Here is a 14,806-nt window from a genome sequence, read left to right as displayed (position 1 = left end):
CGACGCCGTGGCCCTCCGACTGCAACGCCGTAAGATAACTCTTAAGTCCGGAGGTCGGGTACCTAGACACGAGCGGGTTGGTGGTCTAGCCAGGTTATGACGGCTCCTTCACACGGAGCAGGTCGGCGGTTCGAATCCGCCCCAACCCACTTGCCTTCTTGACGGAGCGAAAGGACAGGACGGCAGTGGTACGCTTTTAAGCCACCTGTCCAAGCGCCCCCTCATTCGGCCAAGTCTCCGATTCGACTCACGCGAGCGCTCCGCTTGGACAATACTCAGGCAGGGGCAAAAAAGTTTGGGAGAAACGCCATTAGAAAACCTTAGAGGCTTTTTTATAGTCCAAGAATCCGTTTTGGAGGTAATCAGGACCGGGGGCTGAGAGAAAATATCTCAGTTATACGGTAGCGGTTCCGGGTTTGTAAATTGTTAACAAACATATAATGTCTGGCGACAGAACATTTATTTTTCCGCATCCACAAGCATTTATATGAGCGTTGCTGATTCAGGCACGGCTTGGCTCAAAGCGGTGCTAATGGCCCCGTTCGTAGCTATTCTATTTGGGGCAGTAGGGAAGGTGATGATTACAGTCTACCAAGCAACGCAAATAGAGGGGAACGGAGAGCTTGCACAAACTCAAGACTCTGTATTCCACAATGGGATGCTGGCGCTTGACTTGCTTGAGTTGGCTTCCTCGATAGAAACGTGGATTCTCTTCGGTGCATTTCTGCTTGCCATCTATGCGGCTGTACAATCACTCTCTTCTGATTTCTAACGCTGGGTTCAAATCCCAATTGCTTGGTAAATAATATATCCAATTGCGCTTACTATCGCAAATATTCCAATTATTTCCAATAGAATACCGATTATATCTGTATCTCGTGCTTTCCAGCTAAGCTTTCCTCCCGGAACAAACTGAGTATGTGTCTTCTGATTCTTCCAGCGTCCAATACCATAGAGAAACATCCCAAACCCAATAGTAGTCATTACTTCATTGGATACGCTTTGCAATTCCACAGTTAGAGACAGAATCAGAACAATTCCACCAAGATATGTCACCGCCTTAAACCACGTATCAAGCTGAAGGTTGTCAAAATATCCCATATCGGGAGATTACTACCTTCCGACTAATCAGTTTCCGTCCTTTGCTTGGGCCTGCGGCCCAAACGAATGAACACACTCGCTCCTTGCTCAGAGACGGCGTCAATCCTGAAAGCTCCACTTCGACGTGTCGGAGCTACCACTGTCACCAGAGAGAGTAACATCTACTCCCTTCCCTTCTTGAAGCTGTTTCAGCATAGCACCTTCCCACCGGCTCCGTCGTTCAATGTCGTGCTTATCCATCCACTCTTTCACTGTCGGGGCACTTACGCCAAGCCGCTCTGCCATTTCCCGAAGCGATAGTGCGGCTTCGTAGTAGAGGGTTCGCAGAATCTCTTTATCCCGGTGGGGGTTGTCTGCCTGTTCGATGCGCCGGTAAACCGATGGGGCTTTGCTACTCATAGTTACGTATAAGTAGTGCCTTCTAATACATAAATGTTTTGCAATTACTTATAAGTCTAACCCAAAGTTATTATAGTAGTAAGTCGAGCTTTTACCTGAGGTAAGGGAAGTGAACACAGCCGCCGCCAGTTATTATCAGATGATCTATACCCAAAGTATATTATTTCTTATGTTTCGACGTGCTTCTGTGGTGCTTACGATAGGCGCAAAAAGTTTTCACACTTTCAAAAAGACTGTTTGTAGAATAGTGTATTCTCTGTAGTTACCTACAAGAAGTATTGTGTAGACTACAGCCTACTGTTATCCCCTACATAGCTGTCTATACTTAAGCTCACAGAGCATATCACTCTTAATACGTTCGCTGGCTGTGATGCTGTTAGGAGTCGCTGTGTTCACCGGCACGGAGTGTATACTGTCGATATAGCTATCAGAGCTACCACAAGTGCCGCTAATACCCACTGCCGACAGTAACCTCTACTCTCTCAAGCTACACGCTTCCACAATGAGCCGTCTGCTGTCGCTTGTGAGTGGCTTCGAGGGTAGAGGGAAGGGGAAGTCCTTTCCTGACTGTGACGGCTCACAGGCCCCCTGACGCTTCGCAGAGCGGGTTCCCCTGCCGTCTGGTGGTTTATCCCTGCGATTATGTCGGCTCAGGATAGAGCATATGCGGCTTTGGCAGTGATATGTGGGGAATGGTGGCCTACAGTTTGCTCTCTAAGCTCTGTGAGTGGGACCACAATCTATTTGATTTTCTTCCGAGGGAGAAACATCATCTTAGCGCAGAAATCGCTCTGACGCTAATCTGAGGCTTGAAAAAGGAAATGAAAAAAGTGACGGCTGAATACCCTGAGACTGTAGATTACAGTCTATATCAGGCTTCTTATGCGAAACAAATCAGATTGATTATGTCCTACGCTCTTCAAGCGGGACAGGCTCGCCGGGTTCGGTGGCCCCATCAGCCTGCCGTACACGGGTTTTGTCGTTGTCGGGGCCAATGACAACCACCTGTCCCGTTTGCTCATCGTAGTGAGCCGTATAGTTGTCGGATTCATACACTTGAACCTTTGGATTCAGCAACCCGTTCGGGAAATATTCACTCGAATATTCAAGAATCTCGCCGTTAAACTCAAACTCTGTATTTAGTGGTAGCATAGTTTTTACTCTCCGTTAGCAGTAAAATTACCGTTTTCGTCCCTGTCCCGTACAATTTCGAGGCTTCCGGTTTCCGAAGCCTCAAGTTCGGCTCCGTCTGCCCACCGCTCCGATAAATCAGATTCGTTACCAATGAGTACCTGTAGGATATGCTCACCTACGGGGCCATTTTGAGCAAACGTGCCGTCACTGCTACGCTGTCGCGTAAATTCGAGCTTTCCAATATCTGAAAGAATTTCGTCGCGTAGCTTCTCGAACGTTTCACGGGGAATGTCAACTTGTATAGACTCTCGACGTGCCATTGTGATACCTCAATTAATTAAAGTGTTTGTCGCGTAGCTCTTCCTGCTTTGCCTGTACGTCGTCACACACACTATCAGAGCGGCGTCTGTGTTCACTCGTCTCTGCCACCGACGTATCCCCGTCGTCAAGTCCCAAGCGGCTCAGGGTACGCTCTTGAGCCTCTGAGACACGGCTGTTATGTTCGCTTACGTCGTCAATATGAGCCTCAAGAGCCTCGAATAGTAGTGAGACGGGATTATCGTTGTCAGACGCTTTACGTGCCAATTCTACCAATTCCGCTAACTGCTCCGGGTTGTCAACTTTTACTTTTCTTGTCATAGTTATGAATCCTCCTGATATTCGCTAAGTAGTGCTTCTACGCTCTCTCCGTTCGGGATTGAGGTAGAGCCGAAATACTCTTCTTGGAAGTATTCGAGAGCCTGATATGTCTCAGGCTTTAGGGCAATATGCTTGTATTCAGCCATTTGGGATACCTCCGTTATCCCTAACCGATTTGGACAGCAGCAAACACGCTACTGCCCAAATTCGGGGAATACGGTATGAGGTATACGAGCGATGAACCGCTCGAATCCCGATAGTGTCGGAGCCGGTTACAAAGCCACCGGCAGGGCCAAACACTATGTCGAGAGATTACCGAGCCTGAGTGAGCTACGGCAGAGCTTGAGGGACACGTCTTAGAGTCGTGCGAGTCCAATGCTGTGGTTGATTGACGCCCACAGCAGGCGTCTGATAGAGTCGTGTCGGACGATAGTAGACTGACTCTGTGAGACTACTCCGGCAGAGCCGTTTCGTCTCATAGTGCCTGTAATCAGAAAGACGGTTTAAAGGAGTAGTAAGAATTTTGAAATATAGAAAAGCGGCAGTAGAGCCGATAGCTGGCTCAAGAATCGGCAATACCCCGGCAATTCGGGGAAAATATATGACACAACTTAATACTCTGGAACTATTCTATGAAGCCAAGTAATACCGCAATACGGCGTAAGGACAAAGCCCCGACACGTCTTTGGGGAGTGGGGTATGACTGTCGGATAATGAGCAACACATTCGTTTGCTGGTTCTGTGGTGAGCAACGGGACGAGTCGAAGCGCGTAGGAGAATCAGACGAGTGGCTCTGTTGAAATCCTTAGGAAGTGACACATTCTGCCCCGGGTGTGGTCAATATAGACGAAGAAGACCTCAACCGCGTCTGGTGGTTTTAATATTGTTGTCAGGAAATGAACTAACGTGACTCCACAGAAGATTCTTACAGTATATATTGCCCTTCCTTGCCTCCTATACGGTGTGTTCTTTGTCTTAGCCCTCACATGGTATTCTGAGATGATTGTGACAGATACACTGCGAACCGCGCACGCAGTATTTGGCAGTTATATCGCTCTCATTCTCTACACAAAACGAGACCAACTGACCGCTGAGTAAGCACTTTTCAGCGACCAGACGTTTCAGGCGATAATATGTCTGAAGAATAGGATTTCAACAGAGCCAGACGAGTGTGTCGAATGCTACAGCCTGAGAGCGAATAGATAAGCAGACAGGGGGCGCGTGTGTTCGCCCCAAGAAGGGTTTAGCTACAGATTGTCAAGATACTGTGCCCTGTTCTGACGTTTCTCTTCGGCTGTGCGAGCGTCATAATGCTCTTCCAGCGTATCCACACTAACGCTCATTCGCTCGGAAGCGATTTCCTTCGGAATATCTTTGTTCAGATGTGCGGTGATAGCTCCCCGTCGCACAGGGTGGGGAGAAAGGCTTGACGGACAGCTTGAGTATCCGCTTGCCTGCGTTCCCTCGCAGTGGTCAATCTCCCGATTGTGTGGACACTTCCCTGCGTAGAAACAGGGCCGAGTAACCTTGTAGACGTGTTGTTGAATGCTGTTCCCCGAGATACGTCCGTTCCGAGTAGTGAACAGTGGTTTCCGTCCGTGTTCGTCCGTCACGTCGTGCCTGTTCTCTGCTATGTAATCGTCAAGCGACTGTGCGAGCCTGTCATTAGAGACTGTGACGTGCCGCTCACCGTCGTCCTGTAGCTTGAGGGGCGTATCCGTCTCGGGGCGGTGACGAAAGGCAAGATACCTGTCCTGTGGGTGCCAGTCGTCCAAGTCAAGCGCGTGTAGTGCCCCGCGCCGACAACCAGTATGCCAGAGAGTGTGGAAGATAACTTGCGAGAGAGACGCATACTCGAATCGGTGTAGATAGTCGATTATCGCGTCTGCCTGTTCGTTATCGACGTGTTCCTCACGGACTTTCTCACCCTTCGAGACGCGGGGGACAATAATCTTCTCTGCCGTACCCTGTTCGACAGCATCAACACTCTCGCACCAACGCACAAACACGCGGAAGGTGCGAAGGTGCTGTTCGAGGGTAACGCTATTAATATCGCATTCAGAGATTCGCCAATTCTTGAAGCGTTCTGCGAGCCGTCCGGTAAGCTCATTCATATTGTCCAACCCGGTTTCGTCGGCCCATTCGAGGAACTGACGCAAGCGGTAGCGGTGATTCCGAACGGTGCTTGCGGAAGCATCCTGTTCTCTTGATTTGAGGTACTGTTCGACTGCCGTATCCGGTGCGAGTGGTTCGAGCGTCATTGGTGGTGCCTCACAGCTTATGCGTGTGGAGACGCTCGGAGAATCGTCGGCCAGTCGGCGCGTTCCGAATCCGCCCCAACCCATCCGCTTTCCTGACGCTTCTGAAGGAGACCCCAAACAGACCGGGGGTTCCGTCTCGCTCTCCTCGGTGGGAACGAGGAGTCCGATCCGACCGAGATTCGACGTGACCGATTATCCGCCCAGGAACCGCTCGCGGACCTCGGGGTCGTGCAGCAACTCCGTGCCCGGCCCCTCGTACGCGTTCTCGCCGTTGACGAGGACGTACCCGCGGTCGCAGCGCCGCAGCGCTCGCTTCGCGTTCTGCTCGACCATCAGGACGGCCGTGCCGGCGTCGTTGATCTCGTCGATCCGGTCGAACGTCTCCTCGACGAGCTCGGGAGCCAGGCCCGCGGACGGCTCGTCCAGCAGCAGGACGTCCGGGTCGACCATCAGCGCCGACCCCATCGCGAGCATCTGCTGTTGGCCGCCGCTCATGGTCCCGGCGCGCTGCCGCTGCCGCTCCCGCAGAATCGGGAAGCGGTCGAGCACGTCCTCCAGTCGGTCTTCGGGGACCTCGGGCAGGCTGAACGCGCCCATAATGAGGTTCTCCCTGACCGTCATCGACGAGAACAGGTTGTCGCTCTGCGGCACGTAGCTCACGCCGCGGTCGATGATGGCGTTCGTGTCCATCCCCTCGATGGACTCCCCGTTGAGCGCGATCGATCCGCCTATGTGGGTCACCAGCCCGAGGACGGCTTTCATCGCCGTGGACTTCCCCGCGCCGTTCGGTCCGACGATCGTCACGTACTCGCCGTCGTCGACGGTCAGGTCGACGTCCGAGAGGATCTGCAGGTCGCCGTAGCCCGCGTCCAGCCCGTCGAGTTCCAACACCGTCACACGTCGTCACCTCCGAGGTACGCCTCGATCACGCGCTGGTCCGACTGTACGTCCGCCGGGGACCCCGTCGTCAGGACCTCGCCCCGGTGCATGACGATCACGCGCTCGCAGTTGTCCATGATGAGGTCGATGTCGTGTTCGATGAGGAGAAACGAGTAGCCGTCTCTGACGAGCTCTTCGATCCGACCGAGGATCTTCCGTTCGAGGGTCGGATTCACGCCGGCCAGCGGCTCGTCGAGGAGCACGATGTCCGGATCGGTCAGCAGTACGCGGGCGATTTCGAGGAGCTTCCGCTGGCCGCCCGAGAGGCTGCCGGCGGGCTCGTCGAGCAGGTGGTCGATCTCGAAGAACGCGGCGATCTCGCGGGCGCGGTCTCGGATCGCCAGCTCCGCCTCGACGAACCGGTCGCCACGGGTCCACGCGCCGCGGAGCCGCTCGGCGTGCTGGTGCATCGGGGCCAGCAGCAGGTTCTCGAACACGGTCATCTCCGCAAGTTCGCGGGGGATCTGGAAGGTCCGAACCATGCCCTGCTGCGCGACGGCCGGCGGCTCGTCGCCGGTGACGTCCGCGTCGTAAAGCCTGACCCGTCCCGCGTCCGGCTCGTGGAAGCCGGTGAGGCAGTTGAAGAGGGTCGTTTTCCCGGCGCCGTTCGGACCGATGAGTCCGGTGAGTCCGGGGTCGACGGCGAGGTCGACGCCGTCGAGCGCGGTGATCCCGCCGAACCGCTTGGCGAGCCCCTCGACCCGGAGGATCGGGTCGCGGTCGTCTCCGATTTCCGGGCTGTCTGTGGGCGTTGCGTCGGTCGTCGAGGTCGGTGTGTCTCGTTCAGACATCGTCGGTCCCTCCGGAGCCGTCCCGCGACGGGAGCGGGATCTCGTACTCCTGTTCGCCGAGGAGTCCCTCGGGTCGGTAGTACAGGACGAGCATCAGCACGACGCCGATCAGCATGAGTCGGGCCGCCGCGAGCTGGATGGAGTACTGCGACGGGACGTCGATGAACCGCGTCCCGTTGCGGACGCCCCAGAAGAACGCGGTCCCGAGGATGACGCCTCTGTTGTTTGCGGTGCCGCCGACGATGACGGCGGTGAAGGCGTAGAACGTGATCGTCGCGGCGAACTGGTCCGGGGCGATGAACCCGATGTTGATCGCCCACAGCGCCCCGGCGGCCCCCGCGAGCGCCGATCCGAGCATCAGCGCCTGGATCTTGTACCGGAACGTCTCTTTACCGAGCGCTCGGGGGACGTCCTCGTCCTCGCGGATCGCTCGCAGGACTCTGCCGTACGGGCTGTTGATCGTCCGTTCCACGAGCCAGTACCCGCCGGCGAGCGCCGCGAGCGACAGCAGGAGGACGAACCGGTCGTAGTCCATCCCGCCCTCCGGACCGGCCGTGGGGTCGAACAGCCAGAGCGCGTTCCGGGTGAGTTCGACCGTGCCGCCGCTCAGCGTCGGGAGGACGAAGTACCAGACGGCGACGAGCGGGACGAGGACGCCGAGGACCGCTCTCCCGCGGCGACCTCGGCGTCGGAACACCCTCGCGATCCAGTACCCGAGGAGTCCGAAGGCGGCGAGCGAGAGGACGCCGAAGACGGCCATGTTCAGCGTGAAGTCGCCCAGGCCGACCGGGAAGACGTCGCGGAGCGGCGCGTGGACGGTGTTGATGCCGAACGGCCCGTTGAACAGCCACTCCTCGTCGTTCACGACGGTCGTGAGGATCGTGGCGATCCCGAGCGCGGTGATCGCGAGGTAGTCCTCGCGGAGCCGCAGCGTAGGGATCCCGACCGCGAGCGAGACGAGCGCCGCGGCAGCCATGCCGCCGGCGACGCCGAGCACCCAGCCGAGGAAGCTGCCGAGCGGACCGAGCGCGCCGAACAGCGCCGGGAGCGCGAACCCGCCGATCCCCCCGTACCCGGCGGGGCCGGCGGGCATCGTCAGGACCACGGTCACGTACGCGCCGATCATGAAGTAGGCGACGTGGCCGAAGTCGATGAGGCCGGTGAACCCGAACTTGAGGTTCAGCCCGAGGCCGAACAGGCTGTAGATCGCGACGAACGTCAGGAGCGTGATGACGAAGTCGGCGACCGCCATCAGACGTCACCCCAGATGCCGTCGGGTCTGACGAGCAGGACGCCGATCAGGATGACGAACGCGATCGCCACCCGGTACGTCGACGAGCCGGGTATCAGGTAGACGCCGACGTCCATGCTCAGTCCGATGATCATCGCGCCGGCGACGGCCCCGTAGGGGGAGGAGATCCCGCCGAGGATCACGGCCGCGAAGATCGGCAGCAACAGCGCGAACCCCATGTTCGGCGTGAGGTTCGTCGCGAACCAGCCGGTGAGGATCCCGGCGAGCGCGGCGAGCATCGCGGCGACGACCCAGACGACGAGCTGGACCCTGTCGGCGTCGACGCCGCGGACCTCCGCGAGGTCCGTGTTGTCCGCGGTTGCCCGCATCGCGCGCCCGAGGTCGGTCGTCTTCAGGAGCACGTTCAGGACGAACATCGCCGCGACGACCACCGCGAGTATCGTGATGTGCTTGACGTTCAGGCCGATTCGCGTGCCGAGGACGTAGTCGGTCCCCTGCGGGCCGAGTCGGACGAAGGCGCCGACGAGGAGGACGGTGGCGACGCTCCCGGCGGCACCGAGAATTCTCGGCGGAACCAGGTAGACCGTGGTGAAATCCTCCTCTTCGCGGTAGAGCGCGAATATCGCGTAGCCGACCCCGACGGCGGCGAGCAGCCCGGCGACGACGAGCCACCACGGGTACCCCCACTCGCCGGTCGTGACGAGTTCGCCGGCCCGCCGTTGGGTCGTGACGACGGTGACGCCGCCCCGCGTGAGCAGGAAGTCGAAGTCGGTCGTGACGACGCTCTGCGTCCGGTACTGGATGTTCTTCGACCCGACGAGGAACAGCACGGCGTTCCGCAACACCAGCGCGAGTCCGAGCGAGACGATCACCATCGTGATCAGGTCCGCGTCCCTGTGTCGGAACTTCCGGAAGATCGCCAGCTCGTACGCGGCGCCGAGTCCCCCGGCCAGCGCGACTCCGAGGACCGCGGCGAGCGCGAACGGCACGGAGCCGAACGCCGGGAGGAACGGGATCGCCGCGGGGTTGTTGAAGACGAGCGCGAGGTACGCGCCGACGGTGATCATGTCGCCGTGGGCGAAGTTCGGGACCTCCGCGATGTCGTAGATCAGCGAGAGCCCCAGCGCCCCGCCGGCGATCACGGCGCCGGTGATCAGTCCCTGGACCGTCGCGTCCAGCAGGCCCGCGCTAACCATGGCGCGCACCTCCGCGGGGGAGACGAGTCCGACGCGGCGGTGAGCGTCGGGTCATCGGCGCGTCCGTGCGATGAGGACCGCCGACCCGATCGCGAGCGCGTTCAGTCCGACGAGCAGCGCGAACGCGCCCTCGTACCCCCCCGTGGCGTCCCGGATCGAGCCCGTGACGGCGGGCAACGCGAGCGCGACGAGGTTGCCGATCGCGATGACCGTCGCCAGCGCGCTGCCCTCCGCGGCGGTCGCGTCGGCGGCGACGTTGTATATCGCGCCGAACGGCAGCGACACCGCCAACATGACCAGCACCGGCAGCCCGACGCGGAGCGGACCCGACGGGGCCGCGGCGAGCGCCCCGAACCCGAGCGCGGCGACCGCCGACGCGCCCGCGATGATCCGCGGATCGGTGACGGCGAGGCCGACGACGGCGCTCCCGCCGGCCGCCCGACCGAGGGTCGCGACGCCGAGCACGAGCGCGTTCAGCGGCCCGCCGATCCCGACGTCCTCGAAGTACGAGGTGACGAACGCCGACAGGGTCAGGTACGACCCGATGGCGGCGACGTAACAGAGCGAGGCGAGGAGCACGACCCGGTCCGTCAGTACCGACGCGCGGGCGGCGTCGGCGGCCGTTCCCGACGGGGCCGTCAGTCGGTCGCCCCGGTTGCGGTAGAGCGCGCCGACCGCGGGAACCGCGATGAGCGCGCCGACCGCGTGGACGCCGATCCCGTTCGTCGCCGCCGCGAGTCGGGGCGCGATCAGGAAGCCGAACGCCCCGCCGAGCGTCAGCATGCCGCCGTAGACGCCCTGTTGCCGGCTCGCGGCGTCGCCCTCGTAGAGGCGGGCGACGTGCGTGGCGCCGACGCTGAGGACCAGCCCGGCCGCGAGCCCCCAGACGAACCGGAGGCCGAGCGCCGCCGGGAACGTCGGGGCGAGGTCCACGGTCGAGGCGAGCGCCGCCTGGGCGACCGTCGCGCCGGTCAGCAGGCGTGTCGTCGTGGTCCGCTCCACGAGCCTGCTGGCCGGCCACTGCACCAGGACGAACGCGAGCAGCGTCGCCGAGAGCATGAGGCCGAACGAGGCGTAGCCGATGTCGTACCGACGCAGGTAGAACTCCGGGACGCCGGCGTACCCGAACATCACGTACCCCATGCTCACGACGGCGAGGTGGGGCGCGACGCGCAGGCCGAGCGGCGGTTCGGTCCGGGTCATTCATCCGGTCGCTCACCGCCGTTCTCGGGGTCAGTGTTCGGTTCGCCGATCTCGTCGATGGCGGCGTCGCCGTACGCCTCCCTGGCCCGTTCGACCGAGAGCTTCCCCGCGCGCAGGTCGCGCTCGATCGCCGCCGTCGACCGGGCGGAGGGGTCGCCGTAGCCGCCGGCCCCGGGCGTCCGGATACTCACCGTCGTCCCCGGCGGCAGCGCGTGCGTGGACTTCTGGGGGAGGCGCTCGGCGTCGCCGTCGGGGTCGATGCGGACCGCGCTCCCGGACTCGCCGTCGCCGCCGCCGAACAGTCCGTACGGCCGGTGGGTCTGCCGGTCGGCGAGGAGGCTGAACGTCGCCGTGTGGTCCCTGACGGTGATGTCGCGACGCAGCCCGAGCCCGCCGCGGAACTCCCCCGCGCCGCCCGAGTCGGCGCGGAGCTCGTAGCGCGCGACGCGCAGCGGATACGCGGTTTCGAGCACCTCCGCGGGCGTGTTCATCGTGTTCGACATGTGGACGTGCACGCCGTCGAGCCCGTCCTTCCCGGCGCGCCCGCCGAACCCGCCGCCCTGGGTCTCGTAGAACGCGTACGGCTCGTCCGACCGCGGGTCCCGCCCGCCGAACGTGACGTTGTTCATCGTGCCCTGCGAGCCCGCGACGACGCGCTCGGGGACGACCTCGGCGAACGCGCCGAGCACGACGTCCGTCACGCGCTGCGAGGTCTCGAGGTTCCCGCCGACGACGGCGGCGGGCGGATCCGGATTCACGAGGCTCCCCTCTGGGGCGTCGATCGTGACCGGGCGGTAACAGCCGTGGTTCGGCGGGATCTCCGGGTCGGTCACGCACCGAACGGCGTAGTACGTCGCCGACGCGGTCACGGCGAACACCGCGTTGACCGGACCGGCGGTCTGGTCCGCGGTGCCGGCGAAGTCGACGCGGATTTCGTCGCCGTCGATCGTCAGCGCGACCTCGACGGGAAGGTCGACGGTCCCGGCGCCGTCGTCGTCGAGCACGTCCGCGAACGAGTACTCCCCGTCGGGCAGCGACTCGATCTCCGACCGCATCCGGCGTTCGGAGTAGTTCTTGATCTCTTCGAGCGCGGCCGTCAGCTCGGCGGTCCCGTACCGCTCGGCGAGTTCAGCGAACCGCCGCCGGCCGGTCTCGTTCGCGGCCTCCTGCGCGCGGAGGTCGCCCCGGCGCTCGTCCGGCGTCCGGACGTTCGAGAGGATCATGTCGAAGACGGCCTCGTTCGGCTCGCCCGCCTCGAAGAGCTTCACCGGCGGGATCCGGAGCCCCTCCTGGTAGATCTCGGTCGAGTCCGCCGAGACGCTCCCGGCGTGTGACCCGCCGACGTCCGCGTGGTGCGCGCGGTTCGCGGTGAACGCGACCAGCTCGCCGTCGTGGTATACCGGCGTGACGAGCGTGAGGTCCGGGAGGTGCGCCCCGCCGTAGAACGGGTCGTTGAGCAGTATCGCGTCGCCGGGCGCCAGCGACTCCCGCGGGAACCGGTCGACGGCGGCCCGGACGGAGAACGGCATGGAGCCGAGGTGGACGGGCATGTTCTCCGCCTGCGCGATCATCTCGGCGTCCGCGTCGAACAGGGCGCACGAGCAGTCGCGGCGCTCCTTGATGTTCGGCGAGTACCCCGTGCGGATCAGGTTCGCGTTCATCTCCTCGCAGACGGCCGCGGCCGCGTTCCGCGTCACTTCGAGGGTCACGGGGTCGACGACGGGGTCGTCGCTCATTGCCCGACCTCCACGACGAGAGTGCCGTACTCGTCCACCTCGACCGTCTGGTCCGGGCGGACGACGACTGTGCTCTCCGCGCCCTCGACGACCGCCGGCCCGGTGAACGCGGCGCCGGTGGGAAGCCGCTCCCGCCGGTAGACGCGCGTGTCGCGCACGTCGCCGTCGAAGTGCACCGGACGCTCCTCGGCGACCGCGTCGGCGACCTCCCCGATGACCGCGTCCTGTCGGAGATCGGGCGTCTCGACGACGCCGCGGGCCCGAGTGCGGAGCGTGACCAGCTCGACGGGTTCGTCCTCGTAGGCGTGGCCGTACCGCTGCCGGTGCCTGGCGTGGAACCGGTCGCGGATCGTCGCCTTCGTCTGCGAGTCGATCGGCCCCTCCGGGACCGGGACGGACAGCTCGAAGGACTGCCCGGCGTACCGCAGGTCGACCGACCGCTCGAACCGCGTCTGCGACGCCGACAGGTTCTCGTCCGCCAGCTGCTCGCGGCCGCGGGCGACGAACTCGTCGAAGGTCACCCGGAGGTCGGTCGGGTCGACGGCCTCCCAGCTCCGGACGCGGGAGGTGCTGTAGTCGTAGAGGACGTCGCTGATCAGCAGTCCGAGCGCCGAGAGCACCCCGGCGGTCCGCGGGACGAGCACCCGCGGCACGTCGAGCTCGGCGGCGAGCGCCGTCGCGTGGAGCGGCCCGGCGCCGCCGAAGGCGACGAGCCCGAAGTCGCGCGGGTCGTGGCCGCGCTCGACCGACACCACGCGCAGGGCCCGCTCCATGCTCGCGTTCGCGACGTCGAGCACGCCCTGGGCCGCGGCCTCGACGGACTTCCCGAGCGGGTCGGCGAGCTCCCGCTCGAAGATCGCTTCGACGCGATCCACGTCGACCGACAGCTCGTCCGAGAGGAACGCGTCGGGGTTCAACCGTCCCAACAGGAGCTGCGCGTCGGTGATCGTCGGACGCGTCCCGCCGCGACCGTAGCAGATCGGCCCCGGCTCGGCCCCCGCGGACCGCGGCCCGACGCGGAGCGCGTCGCCGTCGTCGATCCACGCGATCGACCCGCCGCCGGCGCCGACGGTGTGGACGTCGATCATCGGCACGTTCACGGGGTACTCCCCGACCTCGACGTCGGTGGCGACCATGGGGTCGCCGCCCTCGACGAGCGAGACGTCGCACGACGTGCCGCCCATGTCCATCGTGATGAGGTCCTCGACGCCGGCCAGTCCGGCGACGTAGCTCGCGCCCTGCACGCCGGCCGCCGGGCCCGAGAGCAGCGTGTTCACCGGGCGGGTCCGCGCCACGTCCGCGGTGATGATCCCGCCGTTCGACTGCATGATCTCGAGGTCGGAGCGAATGCCGAGGTCGGCGATCTCGCTCTCCAGGTTCCCGAGGTACCGGTCCATCACCGGTTTCAGCGCCGCGTTGAGCGTCGTCGTCAGCGTGCGCTCGTACTCGCGGATCTCGGGTAACACGTCGCTCGACAGCGAGACCGACGCCTCGACGCCCTCGGACTCCAGTATCTCCCGAACGCGCCGCTCGTGCGCGTCGTTCTCGTACGAGAAGAGGAGGCTGACCGCGACGCTCGACACGTCCGCCGCCGCGAGTCGCGCCGCCACGTCGCGGACGGCGGCCTCGTCGAGCGGCGTCGAGACGTCGCCCCGCTCGTCCACCCGCTCCGGGACCTCGTACCGGCGGTGTCGCGGCACGACGGTCGGGGGCTTCTCCGTCTGGAAGTCGTAGATGTCGGGGCGCGCCTGCCGCCCGATTTCGAGCGCGTCGCGGAACCCCTCGGTCGTGACCAGCGCGGTCTCCGCCCAGTCGCCCTCCAGCACCGCGTTCGTCGCGACCGTCGTCCCGTGCGCGAAGAACCCGACGTCGTCGAATCGGATCCCGGTCGCCTCCCGCGTCCGTTCGAGTCCCTCCGTCACGCCGACCTCGGGCGCGTCGGGCGTCGAGGACGTCTTCGTGACGTCGAGCGTCCCGTCCGTGACCGTGACGAGGTCGGTGAACGTGCCGCCGATGTCGACGCCGACGCGGGCGCCGTCGCTACTCATTGATCCCCCCGCCGCGGGAGGAGCCGATGCGCGCGCCGTGTGTGGCTGTGAGTCGTTCCGGTGTGGCTGCGAGTCATCCGAGTGTGGCTGCGAGTCATGTGTGGGTA

13 protein-coding genes and 1 tRNA gene are annotated in these 14,806 nt (G+C 62.7%); 2 read left to right on the top strand and 12 right to left on the bottom strand.

Going from position 1 to position 14,806, the window contains the following annotated elements; translation table 11 throughout:
- Positions 1-74: 74 nt before the first annotated feature.
- Together SD626R_RS04465 and SD626R_RS04460 are read left to right on the top strand one after the other, a co-directional pair.
- A tRNA-Val gene (locus tag SD626R_RS04465) sits at positions 75-149 on the top strand.
- A gap of 338 nt (positions 150-487) precedes the next feature.
- Positions 488-772 (top strand): hypothetical protein, encoded by a 285-nt coding sequence (locus tag SD626R_RS04460; protein WP_092564060.1) that lies wholly within the window; start codon positions 488-490, stop codon positions 770-772.
- An 8-nt stretch (positions 773-780) separates the two neighbouring features.
- Here SD626R_RS04460 and SD626R_RS16330 read toward each other — a convergent pair whose 3' ends face one another.
- The 12 genes from SD626R_RS16330 to SD626R_RS04415 form a co-directional block, all read right to left on the bottom strand.
- Positions 781-1,101: a hypothetical protein gene (locus SD626R_RS16330; RefSeq protein ID WP_137782588.1), complete on the bottom strand. Its 321-nt coding sequence runs from the start codon at positions 1,099-1,101 to the stop codon at positions 781-783.
- Positions 1,102-1,200: 99 nt separating this feature from the next.
- The gene (locus SD626R_RS04455; protein WP_092564057.1) at positions 1,201-1,500 is read right to left on the bottom strand and encodes an Lrp/AsnC family transcriptional regulator; all 300 of its coding nucleotides are present in this window, start codon (positions 1,498-1,500) and stop codon (positions 1,201-1,203) included.
- Positions 1,501-2,657: 1,157 nt separating this feature from the next.
- Positions 2,658-2,954, bottom strand: a complete 297-nt coding sequence (locus tag SD626R_RS17025; protein WP_218054129.1) for a hypothetical protein — start codon at positions 2,952-2,954, stop codon at positions 2,658-2,660.
- 321 nt (positions 2,955-3,275) lie between these two features.
- A complete protein-coding gene (locus SD626R_RS16705) occupies positions 3,276-3,419 on the bottom strand; it encodes a hypothetical protein (protein ID WP_158298348.1) in 144 nt (47 codons plus the stop codon).
- Between the two features lie 1,101 nt (positions 3,420-4,520).
- On the bottom strand, positions 4,521-5,534 hold the full coding sequence (locus SD626R_RS04450; RefSeq protein ID WP_137782587.1) for a tyrosine-type recombinase/integrase: 1,014 nt from the start codon (positions 5,532-5,534) through the stop codon (positions 4,521-4,523).
- A gap of 192 nt (positions 5,535-5,726) precedes the next feature.
- Positions 5,727-6,431 carry an ABC transporter ATP-binding protein gene (locus SD626R_RS04445; protein ID WP_092564054.1) on the bottom strand — a complete coding sequence of 235 codons (705 nt, stop codon included), beginning with the start codon at positions 6,429-6,431 and terminating at the stop codon, positions 5,727-5,729.
- A complete protein-coding gene (locus tag SD626R_RS04440; protein WP_092564051.1) occupies positions 6,428-7,264 on the bottom strand; it encodes an ABC transporter ATP-binding protein in 837 nt (278 codons plus the stop codon). The genes SD626R_RS04445 and SD626R_RS04440 overlap by 4 nt, the downstream gene beginning before the upstream one ends.
- Positions 7,257-8,516, bottom strand: coding sequence for a branched-chain amino acid ABC transporter permease (locus SD626R_RS04435; RefSeq protein ID WP_092564048.1), 1,260 nt, complete (start codon positions 8,514-8,516; stop codon positions 7,257-7,259). The genes SD626R_RS04440 and SD626R_RS04435 overlap by 8 nt, the downstream gene beginning before the upstream one ends.
- Positions 8,516-9,712 (bottom strand): branched-chain amino acid ABC transporter permease, encoded by a 1,197-nt coding sequence (locus tag SD626R_RS04430; RefSeq protein ID WP_092564045.1) that lies wholly within the window; start codon positions 9,710-9,712, stop codon positions 8,516-8,518. Before SD626R_RS04430 ends, SD626R_RS04435 begins: the two co-directional genes overlap by 1 nt.
- Before the next feature lie 51 nt (positions 9,713-9,763).
- A complete protein-coding gene (locus SD626R_RS04425; RefSeq protein WP_176697269.1) occupies positions 9,764-10,915 on the bottom strand; it encodes an MFS transporter in 1,152 nt (383 codons plus the stop codon).
- On the bottom strand, positions 10,912-12,651 hold the full coding sequence (locus SD626R_RS04420; RefSeq protein ID WP_092564042.1) for a hydantoinase B/oxoprolinase family protein: 1,740 nt from the start codon (positions 12,649-12,651) through the stop codon (positions 10,912-10,914). Before SD626R_RS04420 ends, SD626R_RS04425 begins: the two co-directional genes overlap by 4 nt.
- Positions 12,648-14,699, bottom strand: coding sequence for a hydantoinase/oxoprolinase family protein (locus SD626R_RS04415; RefSeq protein ID WP_092564039.1), 2,052 nt, complete (start codon positions 14,697-14,699; stop codon positions 12,648-12,650). The genes SD626R_RS04420 and SD626R_RS04415 overlap by 4 nt, the downstream gene beginning before the upstream one ends.
- Between the last annotated feature and the right edge of the window lie 107 nt (positions 14,700-14,806).

This window comes from Halorubrum sp. SD626R (assembly GCF_001261915.1).
GTDB lineage: Archaea > Halobacteriota > Halobacteria > Halobacteriales > Haloferacaceae > Halorubrum.
Note: the sequence above shows the minus strand (reverse complement) of the source record. Positions and strands in the feature narration are given on the sequence as shown.

Coding starts and splice junctions, on each gene's coding strand:
- SD626R_RS04460 (WP_092564060.1), top strand. CDS start 488: ATGAGCGTTGCTGATTCAGGCACGGCTTGGCTCAAAGCGGTGCTAATG.
- SD626R_RS16330 (WP_137782588.1), bottom strand. CDS start 1,101: ATGGGATATTTTGACAACCTTCAGCTTGATACGTGGTTTAAGGCGGTG.
- SD626R_RS04455 (WP_092564057.1), bottom strand. CDS start 1,500: ATGAGTAGCAAAGCCCCATCGGTTTACCGGCGCATCGAACAGGCAGAC.
- SD626R_RS17025 (WP_218054129.1), bottom strand. CDS start 2,954: ATGGCACGTCGAGAGTCTATACAAGTTGACATTCCCCGTGAAACGTTC.
- SD626R_RS16705 (WP_158298348.1), bottom strand. CDS start 3,419: ATGGCTGAATACAAGCATATTGCCCTAAAGCCTGAGACATATCAGGCT.
- SD626R_RS04450 (WP_137782587.1), bottom strand. CDS start 5,534: ATGACGCTCGAACCACTCGCACCGGATACGGCAGTCGAACAGTACCTC.
- SD626R_RS04440 (WP_092564051.1), bottom strand. CDS start 7,264: ATGTCTGAACGAGACACACCGACCTCGACGACCGACGCAACGCCCACA.
- SD626R_RS04435 (WP_092564048.1), bottom strand. CDS start 8,516: ATGGCGGTCGCCGACTTCGTCATCACGCTCCTGACGTTCGTCGCGATC.
- SD626R_RS04430 (WP_092564045.1), bottom strand. CDS start 9,712: ATGGTTAGCGCGGGCCTGCTGGACGCGACGGTCCAGGGACTGATCACC.
- SD626R_RS04425 (WP_176697269.1), bottom strand. CDS start 10,915: ATGACCCGGACCGAACCGCCGCTCGGCCTGCGCGTCGCGCCCCACCTC.
- SD626R_RS04420 (WP_092564042.1), bottom strand. CDS start 12,651: ATGAGCGACGACCCCGTCGTCGACCCCGTGACCCTCGAAGTGACGCGG.
- SD626R_RS04415 (WP_092564039.1), bottom strand. CDS start 14,699: ATGAGTAGCGACGGCGCCCGCGTCGGCGTCGACATCGGCGGCACGTTC.